Source organism: Bradyrhizobium sp. BR14999, assembly GCF_056106085.1.
Window position 1 is genome coordinate 1,783,287 of sequence record NZ_CM148536.1, and the last position, 16,408, is coordinate 1,799,694.

Genomic DNA, 16,408 nt, shown 5'->3' on the forward strand with positions numbered 1-16,408 from the left:
CGTACCGCAAATTGGTTGCGATCCCGTTTGTCTTGCCGAACCCGACTGGAATACCACCGCGCCACCCCAACGGCGATTCGCGAGATCGCCCCATATCCTTCCGGTGGCACTTGCCGTCAGGCCGGTGTTTTTTTCGTGGCAGGGCTAGCCCATCGCCGCCTGCCAGCGCCTATCGCGCAGGGACGGGCGGCGGTGCAGGCGAGCCTCAAGCAGGGCGCGGGCACGCGGCAGCTCTCCGCTGCGCATGAGGGCGACGACGTAGGTATCCTCGATCAATTCGCGCTGGGCGTGACTGCCGCCGATGCGCACGACGTCAGTGAGAACCGGCGCGAGCGTTTGCACGCAGGCCCTGTAATCCTCGTTTGCAAAGGCTAGAAGCGCGCGACAGATTGCGGGCACCACCGGGCCGGCCGGCAGCTTGCCGTCCGCGAGCCGCTGCTCGATCACCGCAAGGCGCGCGGCAAGCGCCTCGCGGTTCTGCGTTGCGGCGGCGAACAGCGCCATGTGGACGTCGGCGAACGGCAGGCCGGATTTCGGGAATAGTTTTTGCGCGGCGGCGTCGGCATCGCGCCAGAGCGCCTCGGGCACGGCATGGCCGTAGGCCGACAGGCGCCACAGCAGCGAGGCGCCGTCGGTGACGGCGTTGAGCGGAGGCGCCTGCGCGACTGACGGCTGAAGCACGTCGGCATAGATCGACAGCGCCCGCGCTGCATCGCCGTGCTCGAGCGCGCCGAGGGCCTGGTGCCAGCGGATGTGGCCGTGCAAAATTCCGGCGCGGTCGTAAGCGGGGATCCAGTCGTCGACGAGACGATCGGCGTCTTCGATCGAGCCGTCCTCGAACATCGCATGCAGCATGGCATGCGCGGCATGGGCATTGGCGCGGCGCAGATTGAAGCCGCGCTCGGTGACGCTGCGGCCATGCGCGACATCGCCGTTCTCCGTCATCGCCCAGCCATACATGGTGAGGAACCACCAATCCTCGCCATAGTGCTGCGCGACGCGCTCGCAGAACTCATGCCGGGCGCGGTCGTGATCGGCCATGCCGGAGAATGCGAACAGACCGAACGCGCCGAGTGGCAGCGACAGCACCAATGCATCGCGCGGCCATGTCTCGATGTGCTTGCGCATCGTTGCGATCGCCTCGGGCAGCCGACCCTCGATCGCCAGCGCCAGCGTCTCGACATGGGAGCGCTCGCGCTCCGTGCCGCGCTTCGCAACGAGTTCGCGCGCGACCGCCGCCTTGCTGCGCGCGAGATCGCCCTGCTGATAGAAGGCATGCACGCGGGCGCGGGCGATATGGGCCAGCGCAAAATCCGGGTCGGCCGCAATCGCGCGCTCCAGCGCCTCCGCCGTGCCGGTCCACCCCGCGAGCATGAGGTCGACACCCTCGCGATAGGCGGATGCTGCCGCATCGGATGTGGCGGAGAGTGGCAGGCCGTAGCGGTCTTCAAGCGCCATGGTCGTCTCCGGAGTTCAAGCCGTCCGCGCGCGGCGTCCTTCGATCGGATAGGCCGGATCGTTGTAGCCCGGCGTCGAGGGATGGCCCGGCACGACCAGCCGGTCGATCAGCGCCTCGTCCTCCGCGGTGAAGCGATAGTCCAGTGCGCGGATGTAGTCGTCCCATTGCTGCTCGGTGCGGGGACCGGCGATGATGGAGGTTACGAAGGCGGAGTTCAGCACCCAGGCGACCGCGAACTGGCCGGCGGTGATGCCCCTCTTCTCGGCATGGGCCTTGATCTCCTGCGCGAGCTGGAGCGATTCCGGCCGCCATTCGGTCTGCATCATGCGGGTGTCGTTGCGGCCCGCGCGCGTCTCCTTGTCTGGCGTAGCATCGGGCTTGTACTTGCCGGTGAGGACGCCACGCGCGAGCGGGCTGTAGGGCACGATGCCGAGGCCGTAATAGGCGCAGGCCGGGAAGTGCTCGACCTCGGGCATGCGGTTCATCGCGTTGTAATAGGGCTGGCTCACCGCGGGCCGGTCGATGCCAAGCCGGTCGCAGATGTTGCAGATCTCGGCGACGCGCCAGGCGCGGTAGTTCGAGACGCCGAAATAGCGCACCTTGCCCGCGCGGATCAGGTCGCCCATCGCGCGTACCGTCTCCTCCAGCGGGGTCGCATGGTCTTCCTTGTGCAGATAGTAAATGTCGATGTGGTCGGTGCCGAGCCGCGTCAAGCTTTCGTCGGCGGCCTGCAGCACCCAGCGCCGCGACAGGCCGCCGCGATTGGGATCGTCGCCCATTTCGTTGTTCATGGGGTTAGCGAGCTTCGTGGCGAGCACCCAGGCGTGACGATTGCCGGCAATGGCGCGGCCCACGACCTCTTCGGACGCGCCCTTCGAATAGGCGTCCGCCGTGTCGATGAAGTTGATCCCGGCATCGAACGCTTTCGCGATGATCTGCTTGGACGCGGCTTCATCCGTCGGCCCGCCGAACATCATGGTGCCCAAACAGATCGGCGACACTTTCAGGCCGCTGCGGCCGAGCTGGCGGTATTGCATGGGCTGCTTCCTCAACGCTTGCGTTGGTGCCAGCATAGCCAGCTACGTCAGTCATTGCGAGCGCAGCGAAGCAATCCAGAGCTGCGTCCGCGGAAACATGCTGGATTGCTTCGCTGCGCTCGCAATGACGGTGTGGGGTACGCTCATGCCTCACAATCGGTGTCATCGCCCGCGAAGGCGGGCGATCCAGTACTCCGAGACGCCTGCAATTGATCGAGACGCCGCGGCGTACTGGATTCCCCGCCTTCGCGCAGGGCTGTCCGGGGAATTCTATGCATAACAGAAGCTGATCTGGTCGGGGGAGCTTCTGTCGCGGGCAGCGGATGGGTTCACCTTGGGAGGTCGGTCGATGTCGGCGATTGGTTTTCGTGCGAACAGCGACGCGGCGACAAGACCTGCGAAGCGGATAGCCGGCATGATTAGACGACTTTCGCGTGCGGCGATCCGCAGCAGCAGATAGGCGATCATGGCGGCGAGGATTTGCAGACGGACCGCGTTCTCGGAGCGGCCGAGAAATTTGCGAAGCTTGAGGTGCTGCTTGATCCAGCGGAACAACAGCTCGATCTGCCAGCGTGTTTTGTAAAGCGCAGCGATTTCGATGGCCGAACGCTTCAGATCGTTGGTGATGAGGGTCAGTTTTGTACCGTCATCGCGTTTGAGGCGTATGCGGCGCATCGGAACAGCAAGTTTGGAGCTGCTGAGGAGCTTTACCTCAGCATCGTCGATGATTTTAAAGCCCTTCCCCTTTTGTTTCCGCAGCTTCCGCCAGCGTGTAGCTCTGAAGCGCAGATTCTTCTTCTGGCGGGTGACGAAGCAGGCGCCCGCGTCGTGAAGCCGTGTCCACCAGGCATAACTGCAATAGGCCTTGTCGAACACATAGGTGGCGCCGGCCTCGATCGGGAATTGCTGGGCTGGTGTGACGTCATTGACCGTCGACGGCGTGATCGCCAGACGGCGCGGATGATCCGAGCCGGGATCGTAAACCACGTGAAGCTTGAGACCACGGGTACGTCCGTTCCAACCGGCCCAGGTGCTGAGTTGATCCAGCGGCACCGGCGTCGCATCGATCAGCCGCAGCATCTCGGCACCCTCCCGCTTCAGCGCTCGGTCGGCATGCCCAGACAATCGCTCAAAGACTTCTGCGAAGATACTGACCGGCCGTCGGGCATTGGCATCCGCAAGCGTCGAGCGCGCCAATTTGCCGACACCAAGATGGTAGTGATGATGCGAATTGGCGTTCCAGATCGCCTCAAGGGCACGCAAGCTGTCGACGCCACTGAGCTGGGAGAATATCAATGCGACAAGATGATCCCAGCTGTCGAACGTCTTGTCGTAGGCATCGCCATCCAAACGATCCACAGTCGTCTGAAACTGCCGCCGATTGATCGGTTCAAGCAGCCTTCCAAAAATGCTATCGCTAAACCGCATGCCCGGCCCCTTTCTGAGTCTCGACAACCAGAAAGTACCTGCTTCAAGCCGGGAAAACCCGGGCATGCTCCGCGACACAGTGAATCATTCCCCGGACAGCCCTGCGCCTTCGCGGGGAATGACAGCGGTGGGTGTGGTGCGCAGCGGCGGTCCGACGAGACGCGCTTTACCCCGGCCCCTTCAAGATCTTGAACACGCCATTGGCCATCACGATGCAGCGATCATCCACCGTCACCTCGGTGCTCATGAAGATGAGGCTGCGGGTCGAACGCACGGCGCGCGGGCGGGAGATCAGGATGTCGCCGATCTGGCCGGCCTCGACGAAATGGGTGTCGAGCTGCACCGTCGCCATGAACTCCTTGCCGGAGAGGTAGCGGGCGGTCATGCCGCAGGTGCGGTCGGCGAAGGTCATCATCACGCCGCCCTGGACCATGCCGCGGCGGTTGTGGTGCTTGTCTTCGGTGGCGAGGGCGAACTCGTAATGGCCGTCGATCTTGCGCTCCCACAACGGGCCGATCAGGTGCATGAAGCCCGTGGTCTCGAGGATGGTCCAGCCGTCTGATTTCAGCCTTGCGGCGGCCTTGTTGGTCATGTCGTCGTCCATTCCGGTGCGGACCTTCGATCTCATTTCATCGAGGCCGGACGTGGTGTAGTCAAGCATCATGAGACCGTTCGACGATGCCACACGGCGGAATATCGCGGATGCCTGCGCGGCCTTTGCGCGGCTGCCTGAGGAAGAAGCGCAGCCGGCATTGAAGCGTGCCGCGGTGGCGGTTGCGCTGACCGCAGCAGGCGAGGGCGACGACACTGCGCTGCTGCTCACGCTGCGCGCATCGCACTTGCGCGCCCATCGCGGCCAATGGGCCTTGCCGGGCGGACGCTGCGACGCCGACGAGACGCCGATCGAGGCGGCGCTGCGCGAGCTCGACGAGGAGCTTGGGCTTCGCCTCACCGGCGCCGACGTGCTCGGCACGCTCGACGACTATCCGACACGCTCCGGCTATCTGATCACGCCGGTCGTGGTCTGGGCCGCCGAGAGCGCCGCGATCAGGCCGAACCCGGACGAGGTCGCGTCTGTCCATCGCATCGCGCTCGCCACGATCGAGCGCGATGACGCCTTCGACTTCATCGCGATCCCCGAGAGCGCGCGCCGCGTGATCCGCTTCCATCATCAGATGAGCCTGATCCACGCGCCGACGGCGGCGCTGATCTACCAGTTCCGCGAAGTGCTGGCGGGCCGGCACACCCGCGTCACCGAGCTGGAACAGCCGGTGTTCGCCTGGAAGTGACGATGGTAAACGGCGCGTTAACGTGACGGTTACCGGATGCCTGCTAAGAGGGCAGCATGCATCACACACCGATTCGACGCGCCCTGACGCTGGTTCCATTCGCGCTCGTGCTGTTCGCGCCCGCCGCGCGCGGCGGTGGCGCCGACGCGCTGCCGCCCGCCGTCAGCAATGCCAATGCTCAGCTGCTGTCGCAGTTTTTCGCACAAGGCGGGGCCTCGCCGGCCGTGCTCGAATATCGCCGCAAGCTCGCGGAATACCAGGCGGCGCGCGCCGCCTTCGACGCCGAGGCGGGCGCCTATTGGAGCCGGATCTCCGAGAAGCGGAAAACCCGCAACGCCAAGCGGCGCAGCGGGCAGCAGGTGACCCTCGATGATTACGTGCTGGAGCATCCGCCGCTTTATACCGGGCCGAAGCGGCCGGTGAACCCGGAGCCGGAGGAAGCGCCAGAGCGTCCGCCCCGAAAACCCATTCCGGTGGTCGCTGATTTCCTGCGCGCGGCGCAGGAGCTCTATCAGTTCACGCCGCAGCGCCCGACCAGTGAGGTCGAGTTCAAGCGCGCCTATGCGCGCTATGCGCTCGCCTCGGGGCTGACGCGCGAGCAGGCGGTGCGGGTCTATTCGTTCGAGACCGGCGGCACCGGCAGTTACGACGTGCAGGCGGGCATCGAGCATGGCGGCAAGCGCGCGATCTCGACTGCGATGGGCTACAACCAGCTCCTGACCACCAACAGCGTCGAGCTGCTGGCTGAGCAGGGCCATGAATTCGTCCGGGCGCTTTCGGACAGGGTGGCGCGCAGCTCAGGGCCGGCGCGCCAGTCGCTCGAGCACAAGCTCGCAGTGCTGAAGAAAATGGTCGCGCATGCGAAGTCGGTGCCCGACACCTGGTCGGAGCACGAGAAGATCGGCAATACCGCGCAGGGCTGGGCCATGCATGCGATGGTGCTCGACGTCGACGTCGGTCCGATGCTCCAGACCCACAAGCTGCTGACCTCGGTGCTGTTCGCGCGCGCCAAGGGCTATACCCGTCCGCTCACCGCGGCCGAGCTCGAGATGATGAACCTCACCGGCGACGGCACCGGCCTCGACATGGTGACGATGCCGCAGGCGATGCGCGAGCAGGTGCCGACCTCGAACTTCTTCCAGCGCGGCGGCTACGAGCGCAACCCGGTCGCGATCCGCCACAACACGGTGGCGAAGCTGCTGGCCGTGACGGATGATCGGATGGATTCGAACGGCAGCAAAGCCGGCGCAAGGGAACTGGCGGGGGTGTTTTAAGAGCGTTCGCTCTTGCCACATCTTCCGCTGTCATGCCCCGGCTTGACCGGGGCATCCAGTACGCTGCGGCATCTCCGTATTCCATCGCGGCCTCTGGAATACTGGATCACCCGCTTTCGCGGGTGATGACACCGCGTGTGTGGCGGAACGGTCTGTCTGGCGACGCTGTGGCGCGCGCAGCGTGCGTCCTATTGATCCGGCCCGAACTTGAACTTGCCGTCGCCTTCGAGATACGGACCGGTGCGCATGTAGAGCTGGCCGTTGTGGCCGATGAAGAACAGCGTGCCCTTCGGCACTTTCTTGGCGCCCTTGAGCAGCTCGCCGGCGTTGCTGGTGCCCATCTTGTAGGAATAGGTCTTGCCGTCTCTGTCATAGGCGTAGCCCATGTCGGGCTTGAGCTCCCACGGCGTTGCCGGGACTTGCGCCAATGCGGGCACGGCAAACGCGCCGAGCATCGTGACGAGTGCTGCTGAAGCAAGTGCAAATGTCTTCGTTGAAAATGCCATCATCCATCCTCCCCGTCGCTGGGGTGTCGGCTTGAACAAATCACGAACGGCATTTCCGGGTCAATTTGCGAAAGCGCCGCAGCGCATCACGTCCTGCCCAGCAGTTTGTGATTTTCCCTTCGTCCCCTCGCGACTATGTTCCGCTTTCCGTCTAGAACGCAACTCGACAAAATGATGCGTAGGGGATGATTCGGATGCGCCATGTGATCAAACTTTGCTGGGCTGCTGCATTGTCGTTGACGGCGCTGGCGCCGGCCGCGCGGGCCGATGACTACCAGCTCAGCCACAACCAGCGCATTTCGTGCAGCCGCGGCCTTGCCCCCGGTAAGCTGAACACCGCCACCTGCAAGTCCTACACCTATCTCTTCAACACCAAGACCTCGGAATATTTCCGCTGCCAGGTCTCGCTGGCGCTGACCCGCGACAACAAGGAAGTCATCAACGTGCAGACCGACGGCGGCTGCACCAAGAAGCCGCGCATCTTCGAGACCGACGGCAAATACGATTTCGACGCCACCGAGACCGAGCCGCCGAACACCAACTCGTTCTTCGGCCCCGGCGGCTATTCGGTCTGGGCCACCGACGTCAGCGCGCAAAAGGTGCGCGGCTGCATCATCATCTCCTCCGGCCTCGGCTCCGACATCTCCAAATGCCTGGACATGACGTTCCAGTAAGTCCTTTCCGGCGACGGTGTGCTCCCTCCCCCGCCTGCGGGGGAGGGTTGGGGAGAGGGTGTTTCCACGACGGGACAATCCCCTAGAAGAGAGAGCCCTCACCCGCGCCTTCGGCGCGACCTCTCCCGCAAGCGGGAGAGGTGAGCGAGCCTGCCGCGCGCGAGTGATTGAAACTCATCTCGGTTCGTTCTGCTGCGCCACCTCGCCGCACCGCCGGGTTCCCAAAAATCCAGCCGGAACGGCCATTTACCGCAGTCCTGTTTTGCCTTTTGGATGGGTTGACCCGCTGCCCTCATCCGGCCAATTTCGCCGCCGGTTTGGGGAGTACAACAACCATGAAACGGACGTTCTTCGGCGTGGCCGCGGCTCTTGCTCTGGCGGCGTCGGCGCCTTGCGCACATGCGCAATCCTTCATCAACGTGCTGACCGGCGGCACCTCCGGCGTCTACTATCCGCTCGGGGTCGCGATCGGGAAGATCTACGGCGACAAGATTCCGAACGTGAAGACGCAGGTGCAGGCCACCAAGGCGTCGGTCGAGAACCTCATCCTGCTGCAGCAGGGCCGCGGCGAACTGGCGTTCACGCTGGGTGACTCGCTGAAAGCGGCCTGGAATGGCGAGGAGGAGGCGGGCTTCAAGACCAAGCTCGACAAGCTCAGGACCATCGGCGCGATCTATCCGAACTACATCCAGATCGTCGCGACCACTGAGTCCGGCATCAAGACGCTCGCCGACCTCAAGGGCAAGAGCCTGTCGGTCGGGGCGCCGAAGTCGGGCACGGAGCTGAATTCGCGCGCGATCCTCGCGGCGGCCGGCATGAGCTACAAGGATCTTGGCAAGGTCGAATATCTGCCCTTCGCCGAATCCGTCGATCTCATGAAGAACCGCCAGCTTGCCGCGACGCTGCAATCGGCCGGCCTCGGTGTCGCCTCGCTGAAGGACCTGTCGACCTCGAGCCCGATCACGGTGGTGTCGGTGCCGAAGGAGACCGTCGACAAGATCGGCCCGCCCTTTATCTCGGCGATCATTCCAGCCAACACCTATACCGGGCAGGACAAGGACGTGCCGACGGCTGCCGTGGTCAATTATCTCGTCACGAGTTCCGCGGTATCTGACGATCTCGCCTATCAGATGACAAAACTGGTCTACGAGTCGCTCCCCGAGCTCGCCAACGCGCATGCGGCCGGCAAGGAGATCAAGCTCGAGACTGCGGCCGCCGGCAGCCCGGTTCCGCTGCACCCCGGCGCGATCCGCTATTACAAGGAAAAGGGGCTGATCAAGTAGTCAGCCTCATCCACCGACGTCATGCCCGGGCTTGTCCCGCCTGCGCGGCCGAAGCCGCTTCGGCGAGGCGAAGGCCCGGGCATCCACGTTCTTGGAGATAGCGTAAGCCGTGGATGGCCGGGACAAGCCCGGCCATGACGTATGCAGCGTCGGTGCCGATGTTATTATTGCCCGCACGGGGCTGAGGACGAATTAAATGTTGGAAAAGACAGAGGGCACCGAAGCTGCGCCCATCAAGGTCGAGTTCGACAATTTCGAGCACGGCTTTCCGGAAGGCTTTGGTCCGGGCTGGTGGGGCCATCTCGCCTACTGGATCGGCATCGCGTTTGCGACCTTCCAGCTCTATGTCGCCGCCTTCAACTATTTGCCGAGCCAGGTGGTGCGCGGCGTCCATGTCGGCTTCCTGGTTCTGCTCACCTTCGGCCTGATCGCGAATTTCACGGCGAAGAGCAATTTCGGCCGTGCGCTCGGATGGGTGATCGGCGGCGCGGGTTTCTTCTGCGGCCTCTATCAGTGGATCTTCTATGCCGATCTGATCGCCCGCGACGGCGATCCGACGCGGCTCGATCTCGTGGTCGGCACGCTGCTCGCCGTGCTGATCTTCGAGGGCACGCGGCGGCTGATGGGCGCGGCACTGCCGCTGATGTGTGGCGCGTGTCTCGTCTACTGGTTCTTCGGCCAATACCTGCCGTCGCCGCTCAACCATCGCGGCTATGATTTCGATCAGATCGTCACGCATCTGTCGTTCGGCACCGAAGGTTTTTATGGCGTGCCGATCTACGTCTCGGCGACCTACATCTTCCTGTTCATCCTGTTCGGCTCCTTCCTGGAGCGCGCCGGCATGATCCAGCTGTTCACCGATGTCTCGCTCGGTCTGTTCGGCCGCACCCGTGGCGGACCTGCCAAGGTCGCGGTGTTCGCTTCGGGCATGATGGGCACGATTTCCGGTTCGGGCGTTGCCAACGTCGTCACCGTCGGCCAGTTCACGATTCCCTTGATGATCAGGTTCGGTTACCGCCGCGCGTTCGCCGCCGGCGTCGAAGCGACGGCCTCGATGGGTGGACAGATCATGCCGCCGGTGATGGGCGCGGTCGCCTTCATCATGGCCGAGACGCTCGGCGTTCAATATTCGGAGATCGTCAAGGCGGCGGCGATTCCTGCGATCCTCTATTTCGCCTCCGCCTTCTGGATGGTGCACCTCGAAGCCGGCAAGCATGGTCTCACCGGCATGAAGCGTTCGGAGACCCCGAGCGCCTGGAAGGCGCTGGTGAAGGGCTGGTATCTCGTGCTGCCGCTCGCCGCCCTCGTCTACATGCTGTTCGAAGGCTTCACGCCGCTCTATGCCGGCAGCATGGGCCTTGCGCTGACGGTGGCACTGATCCTTGGCACCAGCATCACGGCCGGCGTGTCCGCGACGGTCATCCGCTACATCTTCTGGATCGGCCTCGCGCTGGTCGTCGCCGCGCTGTCGCGTGATGGGCTTCAGATCGTGCCGGTTGCTTGTGTCGTGGTCGGGCTGATCGTGATCACCGCCTTCGTGCGCGGCGGCTTTGCGGCGTTGCGCGCCTGCCGCGATGCGCTCGCCGAGAGCGCCAAATCCGCCATCACCGTCGGCATGGCCTGCGCCATCGTCGGCGTCATCATCGGCATGATGTCGCAGACCGGTGTCGGCACCATCTTCGGCGGCTGGGTGATTGGCCTCGGCGAAAAGAGCCTGTTTCTGGCACTGATCATGACCATGCTGCTGTCGATCCTGCTCGGCACCGGCATCCCGACCATCCCGACCTACATCATCACCGCCGCGCTCGCCGCGCCGGCGCTTGCGAAACTCGGCGTGCCCCTGATCGCGAGCCACATGTTCGCGTTCTACTACGGCATCATGGCCGACCTCTCGCCGCCGGTGGCGCTGGCTGCGCTTGCGGCGGCGCCGATCGCGAAGGAGAATCCGGACAAGATCGGCTGGGAGGCGATGCGCATCGCGCTCGCCGGCTACGTCATCCCCTTCATCTTCGTCTATTCGCCGGCGTTGATGCTGCAAGCCGGCGATCCCATGGCCGCCAAGCTCGGCTTCTACGGCGCGGTCGCGCTCGCGAGCTTGAAGGCGCTGGTGGCGATCGCGCTGTTCGGCATGGTCGCGATCGGCTTCCTGTTCACGCGGCTGACGCTGATCGAGCGGCTGGTCGCGCTCGGCGCCGCGTTCTGCCTGCTCGGCGATTTCCCGTTCAGCGATACCGCCGGCTTCGTGCTCTCCGCGGCGCTCGTGCTGTGGCAATGGCGGCAGCGTCCGCCTGTAACGGTCGAGGCGGTGTGAGCCTCTGCTTCGCAACGGCAGGCGGTGTGAAGGCGCTGGCGCTGTCCGCCTTCACGTTGGCCTGGACCCATTCGATCGCGAAGGTCGAATGGCAGGAAGACTGGCGGGTCACGCCCGCCGGCCTCGAATTGGTACAGGCCCGCGTCAAGGGCACCGGCCCCGGCATGGAGCCGCCGTCCGAAGCGCGGCTGATTGGCGGCTGGTTTCAATGGCGGCCGGACCGCGCGCCGATGCGGGAGGTCGTGCTTGGAAATTCCGGCGCGGCGGGAGAGTGGCAGCTCTGTCATGACGGCAAGTGCCGGACGTTGTCGGAGATTGTGGGGCATCCGATCGGTGCTAACGTCACCACGATGAAGATTTGCAACGATCCGTAGCCCGGATGGAGCGCAGCGCAATCCGGGGACGGTGATCCCGGACTACGCTGCGCTCCATCCGGGCTACAAGGACAACAAAGGAGAAACACGATGGATCGGCTCAAGGGCAAGGTTGCGATGGTGGTGGGCGCCGGCTCGATTGGACCCGGCTGGGGCAACGGCAAGGCGACCGCGGTGACCTTTGCGCGCGAGGGCGCGCAGGTGTTTTGCGTCGATCGCAACGGCGCGGCCGCCGAGGAGACCGCGAAGATCATCAATGACGAAGGCGGCAAGGCGACGGCGTTCACGGCCGACGTCTCGCGGTCTGCCGAGATCGAGGCGATGGTGGCGGCGTGCCTGAAGGCCCATGGCCGCATCGACGTGCTCGACAACAATGTCGGCATCGCCGAGATGGGCAGCGTGGTCGAGGTGACCGAGGAGAGCTGGGATCGCGTCTTCAGCGTCAACCTCAAGAGCGCCTATTTCGCCATGAAGCACGTCATTCCCGTCATGGTGAAGCAGGGCGGCGGGTCGATCATCAACATCTCCTCGATCGCCTCGATCCGCCACATGGGCATCTCCTACGTCACCTACGGCACCTCGAAGGCGGCGATGAACCAGATGACGCGCACCACCGCGATCGAGTTCGCGCGCCATCATGTGCGGGTCAACGCGATCCTGCCGGGCCTGATGAAGACGCCGATGGTCGAGCACTCTGCCGGCCTCGCCGCGAGCTATGCCAAGGGTGACGTCGAGGCGATGTGGCGCGCGCGTGACGCGCAAGTGCCGATGGGCCACATGGGCGATGCCTTCGACGTCGCCAACGCCGCGCTATTCCTGGCGTCGGACGAGGCGAAATATGTGACGGGGATCGAGCTGGTGGTGGACGGCGGGATCACCTGCAAGGCGGGGGCGTAGCCTCAACCTCCGCCGTCGTCCCGGACAAGCGCGCCCAAAGCGCGCGCCGATCCGGGACCCATACTCCCAGGCCGGAGTTGTTTTGCTAAACGGTAACTCCGAGTCATCGTAACCACATCTGCCTGTGGTTATGGGTCCCGGATCGGCGCTCCGCTCCAGTCAACGCTGCGCGTTGTCTGGGGCTGCGCTTGTCCGGGACGACACGGAGTGTTGGGTTGCTTACTGCGCCAGCGCCAGAATCCCACCCGCGAACGCGTGCCAGGCCGCCGTCTCGCTGACCGGCCAGTTCAGCACCTTCACCGCCAGCAGCGCGAGCGTGCCGTAGATGTAGACCGGGTGGACGCGGCCCTCGGTGCGCCAGTCGCGCACCATGGCGACGACGAGCAGAAGCGAGGCGACGACAGCCGGCGCGATCGTGACGGGCACCGGCGGCGGGCCCGGCGGTCCGGGAGGGGCGAGGAAGGTGAGGAACCAGCGCGCGATCGCGGCATCCAGAATCGAGACCGCAGCGAGCAGCATCAGGCGCTTGTGGATCTCGGGCCTGCGCGTGTTCATGATCGCGAGCACGAACACCATCGCGAAGAACGCGATCCCGCTCATGGGCACGATCGAGAATGCGATGCCGGCCTCCTTCTGCCCGAGCGCGGCGGAATGCTGCATCACATGGACGGAGGCGAGAAAGCCGAAGATCGTCATCGCGGTCGCCAGCGACACACCGGCGATGCCAAGCGAGCGGTGGTTGACCACGCGGCCGGACGCTGCGAGCCAGGTCTGAAGCACGAAATAGAGCGACCAGGTGAAGAACAACAGTCCGTGAAAATGAATCACGGGGCTTGCAGAGAACGTTCGGTTGGCGAGTGGCACCCAATAGGTCGGTGCAAAGCCCAGAAACGCGGTGGCGGCGCAAGCAAGCGCCATGTGGAGATAAAAATATCGTGCAGGCGACGCATCTCGCGCGCGGACACGACGGTCGTCGATCAGGGTCGTCATCTGGAATGAGTCTGGGGAGGAGCGGTTTGGTTCAATCCCCGCTGTCGTCCCGGACAAGCGCGCCCTCAAGCGCGCGCAGATCCGGGCCCATAACCACAGGGTTGAGTTACCGCACGAGCTGGTAACTCCGAGTCTTCGTCAAACCACATCCTGTGGTTATGGGTCCCGGATCGGCGCTCCGCTCCCGTCAACGCTGCGCGTTGTCTGGAGCTTCGCTTGTCCGGGACGACGGCCGATTTGGCCTATCCCCCCGCGCTCAATTCGGCGCGATCGAGCTCTTCCTCGAGTTTGTGGAAGGCGTCGTCGCCGATCACCTCGGTGGCGCGCAGATCGAAGATGGATTTGCGCGCGGCTTCGATGGCGCGGCGGCGCAGGGGATCGGCGGGCAGCTCGCCATTGGCGATGCCGCCGTTCGGATCGGTCTCGGCCTGCATCAGGATGGCGCTATATTCGAGCCTGAGGATCTCCGCTTCCTCCGATGGATCGCTCTCGATGGCGTCGAGCGCGGCGCGATAGGCGATGGCGCGCCCGCGCGCGACTTCGGTGCCGACCGGATCGTCGTCCTTGAGGCCGAAGGCCAGGATCAGCGGCCGCAGCGTCAGGCCCTGGATCACCAGCGATCCCAGCACCACTGCAAAGGCGATGAAGACGATGAAGTCGCGGTAAGGAAAGTTCTCCGGCAGGGCGAAGGCGGTGGCGAGCGTAACGAGGCCGCGCATGCCGCACCAGGAGATGATGAGACCGCCCTTGGCCGAGGCGACCTGTTTTGGATCCTTCGGATGATAGATGCCGCGGGCGACCAGCACGCGCAGCGTCGTGCGGTAGAACGTCACCCATAACAGCCGGACCAGGACCACGGTGAGCAGGATCCAGGCGGCGGCGACGCAATATTCCCAACGCACGTCGGCATCGAGCCGCGTCCAGATCGGCCGCATCTGCATGCCGATCAGCATGAAGGCGAGCACGTTGAGCACGAACACCGTCGTCTCCCAGACCGCATAGGATGGCACCCGCAGCCGCGCCGGGATGCGCGCCGGCGCCGTGCGCGCGACCGTGATGGCGTAGACCACGATGGTAAGGATGCCGGAGAGGCCGAGATGCTCGGCGGCGATCCAGACCAGGAAGGTGGTGGCGAACTGCACGATGATGGCACTCGGCGCCTCCGTCACCCGCTCCATGAACAGCGGAATGATGCGCCCTGCGAGCAGGCCGGCGATGACGCTGCCGACCAGCGCCAGTGCCATGGTCGGTGCGACCTGGCTCCACGTCAGGTGCTCGGTGGCGATCGCGCCGACCGCGATGCGATAGATCAGGAGCGCGGTCGCGTCGTTGAGCAGGCTCTCGCCCTCCAGGACCTTGACCATGCGGTGGGGCAGCTTCACCTGGCTCAGGATCGCGACCGCGGCTGCGGCATCCGGCGGCGCCACGATGGCTCCAAGCGCGACCGCAGCGGCCCAGGGCATGTCGGGCATGAGCCGGTGCGCGACATAGGCCACACCAACCGTGGTGAGGCCGACCGCGGCGACGACCAGGGTCGAGACCGGAACCCAATTGTTGCGCAGATCGCGCAGCGAGGTGTCGAACGCGGCATCGAGCAGGACCGGTGCGACAAAAAGCGCCAAAGCCAGGTCCGGCTCCAGCGTCCAGGACGGGCTCGACGGCACGAAGGCGATCAGCGCGCCGCCGATGGCGAGGAAGGTCGGGTAGGGGACCTTGATCCGCCGCGCCAGCGCCGATAAGCCAACAGCGCCCAGCAGAAGCACGATGATCCATTCGAATGTCGACACGATGATCCCCGAAACCGATTTGAGCGACGCCACAAGCTAGCACCAATCCGGCCGTAATGATGGATAGTGGGGCGGCAAGGCAAGATTGAAGGTGAGGCCGACCACAAGGCTGACGATAAGGCTGAAGGCAAGACTTTCCGACTGCAGCGAGCATGCGTTCTTTTCTCATTCAACTGTCAGGCGCCGGGCTGCTCTGCGCGCTCTCGCTCGCCGCAGCCCATGCCGCGACGGGCGGCGAGCCGGTCGCGGTGCCGCAGGTCGACGTCGCGCCATGCCTCGCGGCGACCGCGGCCGACGAGATGGACAAGGCCGTCACGGCCTGCGCGGCCGTGATCGACAATGAGAAGACGGCGAAGGAAGATTTGATCAAGGCGCTGATCGCGCGCGGCGCGCTTTATGCGCGGCACGACCAGGTCGACCGCGCGATCGCCGACGACAGCCGTGCACTCCTGCTCGATCCCGCCCTCGCGGACATCTTCAACGCGCGCGGTGAGCTCTGGCTGAAGAAGGGCGACAAGCCCAAGGCGGTGCAGGATTTCGGCGCGGCGCTCAGAATCGATCCCAACCACGAGAAGGCCAAGGCCAATCACAAGGCGATGGCGCGCGAGCTCGAGCGGATCGGGGCGCAGATGGCGGTCGCCGGCAAGCCCAGCTTCAATTGCGCGCGAGCGCGCCGTGCGGTGGAAAGGGCGATCTGCGGCAATCGCGAGCTCGCCGATCTCGACCGGGAGATTTTTGCATCAAATGCCCGCGCGATCCGCGAGGCGCGCAATGCGGGCGAGGCCAAGGCGCTCCAACGCGAGCAGGACGACTTCATTGCCCGCCGAAATGCCGGGTACGGCCGGCCTGGGTACGAACTGAAGAAGGCGATGCAGGAGCGGTTGCAGCGGTTGAACGGGGTGGACGGATATTGAGCCCTTCCTCTCCCCGCGTGCGGGGAGAGGCCGAAATGCGCGCGAAGCGCGGATTCCGGGTGAGGGGGACTCTCCGCGAATCTCACTGCTAGCTTCCCCGCGGAAGCTCCCCCTCACCCCACCCTCTCCCCGCAAGCGGGGCGAGGGAGAGAAGCGCCAGTGCTCCCCTGACGGCCCTCATTGAA

Annotated in this window: 15 protein-coding genes; 8 read left to right on the forward strand and 7 right to left on the reverse strand. The window is 64.8% G+C overall.

Annotated elements, in window-relative coordinates; translation table 11 throughout:
• Positions 1-144: 144 nt before the first annotated feature.
• From ACR9YP_RS08270 to ACR9YP_RS08285, 4 genes are all read right to left on the reverse strand, one after another.
• The gene (locus ACR9YP_RS08270) at positions 145-1,458 is read right to left on the reverse strand and encodes a tetratricopeptide repeat protein (RefSeq protein WP_438103267.1); all 1,314 of its coding nucleotides are present in this window, start codon (positions 1,456-1,458) and stop codon (positions 145-147) included.
• A gap of 15 nt (positions 1,459-1,473) precedes the next feature.
• Positions 1,474-2,496 (reverse strand): aldo/keto reductase, encoded by a 1,023-nt coding sequence (locus ACR9YP_RS08275; protein WP_474219360.1) that lies wholly within the window; start codon positions 2,494-2,496, stop codon positions 1,474-1,476.
• 270 nt (positions 2,497-2,766) lie between these two features.
• The gene (locus ACR9YP_RS08280) at positions 2,767-3,924 is read right to left on the reverse strand and encodes an IS4 family transposase (protein ID WP_438103250.1); all 1,158 of its coding nucleotides are present in this window, start codon (positions 3,922-3,924) and stop codon (positions 2,767-2,769) included.
• A gap of 166 nt (positions 3,925-4,090) precedes the next feature.
• Positions 4,091-4,516, reverse strand: a complete 426-nt coding sequence (locus ACR9YP_RS08285; protein WP_438110431.1) for a PaaI family thioesterase — start codon at positions 4,514-4,516, stop codon at positions 4,091-4,093.
• Positions 4,517-4,583: 67 nt separating this feature from the next.
• Here ACR9YP_RS08285 and ACR9YP_RS08290 point away from each other — a divergent pair, with 67 nt between their 5' ends.
• Both ACR9YP_RS08290 and ACR9YP_RS08295 read left to right on the forward strand, forming a co-directional pair.
• On the forward strand, positions 4,584-5,213 hold the full coding sequence (locus tag ACR9YP_RS08290; RefSeq protein WP_438110429.1) for an NUDIX hydrolase: 630 nt from the start codon (positions 4,584-4,586) through the stop codon (positions 5,211-5,213).
• A gap of 56 nt (positions 5,214-5,269) precedes the next feature.
• Complete coding sequence (locus ACR9YP_RS08295) at positions 5,270-6,487, forward strand: hypothetical protein (RefSeq protein ID WP_474219361.1); 1,218 nt, start codon at positions 5,270-5,272, stop codon at positions 6,485-6,487.
• 188 nt (positions 6,488-6,675) lie between these two features.
• On the opposite strand, the gene ACR9YP_RS08300 is transcribed toward ACR9YP_RS08295, so the two are convergent.
• Entirely contained in the window at positions 6,676-6,993 is a 318-nt protein-coding gene (locus ACR9YP_RS08300; RefSeq protein WP_091895202.1) for a hypothetical protein, read from the reverse strand.
• 194 nt (positions 6,994-7,187) lie between these two features.
• Here ACR9YP_RS08300 and ACR9YP_RS08305 point away from each other — a divergent pair, with 194 nt between their 5' ends.
• The 5 genes from ACR9YP_RS08305 to ACR9YP_RS08325 all read left to right on the forward strand — a co-directional run bounded on the left by ACR9YP_RS08305 (position 7,188) and on the right by ACR9YP_RS08325 (position 12,532).
• Positions 7,188-7,667, forward strand: a complete 480-nt coding sequence (locus ACR9YP_RS08305) for a hypothetical protein (protein ID WP_091895130.1) — start codon at positions 7,188-7,190, stop codon at positions 7,665-7,667.
• A gap of 335 nt (positions 7,668-8,002) precedes the next feature.
• Positions 8,003-8,950, forward strand: coding sequence for a TAXI family TRAP transporter solute-binding subunit (locus ACR9YP_RS08310; protein ID WP_091895128.1), 948 nt, complete (start codon positions 8,003-8,005; stop codon positions 8,948-8,950).
• Between the two features lie 196 nt (positions 8,951-9,146).
• On the forward strand, positions 9,147-11,261 hold the full coding sequence (locus ACR9YP_RS08315) for a TRAP transporter permease (protein WP_438103261.1): 2,115 nt from the start codon (positions 9,147-9,149) through the stop codon (positions 11,259-11,261).
• A complete protein-coding gene (locus tag ACR9YP_RS08320) occupies positions 11,222-11,635 on the forward strand; it encodes a DUF1850 domain-containing protein (RefSeq protein WP_438103259.1) in 414 nt (137 codons plus the stop codon). Before ACR9YP_RS08315 ends, ACR9YP_RS08320 begins: the two co-directional genes overlap by 40 nt.
• 90 nt (positions 11,636-11,725) lie before the next feature.
• Positions 11,726-12,532: an SDR family NAD(P)-dependent oxidoreductase gene (locus tag ACR9YP_RS08325; RefSeq protein ID WP_438103258.1), complete on the forward strand. Its 807-nt coding sequence runs from the start codon at positions 11,726-11,728 to the stop codon at positions 12,530-12,532.
• Between the two features lie 219 nt (positions 12,533-12,751).
• On the opposite strand, the gene ACR9YP_RS08330 is transcribed toward ACR9YP_RS08325, so the two are convergent.
• Positions 12,752-13,522 (reverse strand): hypothetical protein, encoded by a 771-nt coding sequence (locus ACR9YP_RS08330; RefSeq protein ID WP_438103256.1) that lies wholly within the window; start codon positions 13,520-13,522, stop codon positions 12,752-12,754.
• 242 nt (positions 13,523-13,764) lie between these two features.
• Positions 13,765-15,342, reverse strand: a complete 1,578-nt coding sequence (locus ACR9YP_RS08335; RefSeq protein WP_438103254.1) for a cation:proton antiporter — start codon at positions 15,340-15,342, stop codon at positions 13,765-13,767.
• A 119-nt stretch (positions 15,343-15,461) separates the two neighbouring features.
• On the opposite strand from ACR9YP_RS08335, the gene ACR9YP_RS08340 reads away from it, so the two are divergent.
• Positions 15,462-16,223 carry a tetratricopeptide repeat protein gene (locus ACR9YP_RS08340; RefSeq protein WP_438103252.1) on the forward strand — a complete coding sequence of 254 codons (762 nt, stop codon included), beginning with the start codon at positions 15,462-15,464 and terminating at the stop codon, positions 16,221-16,223.
• Positions 16,224-16,408: the final 185 nt, after the last annotated feature.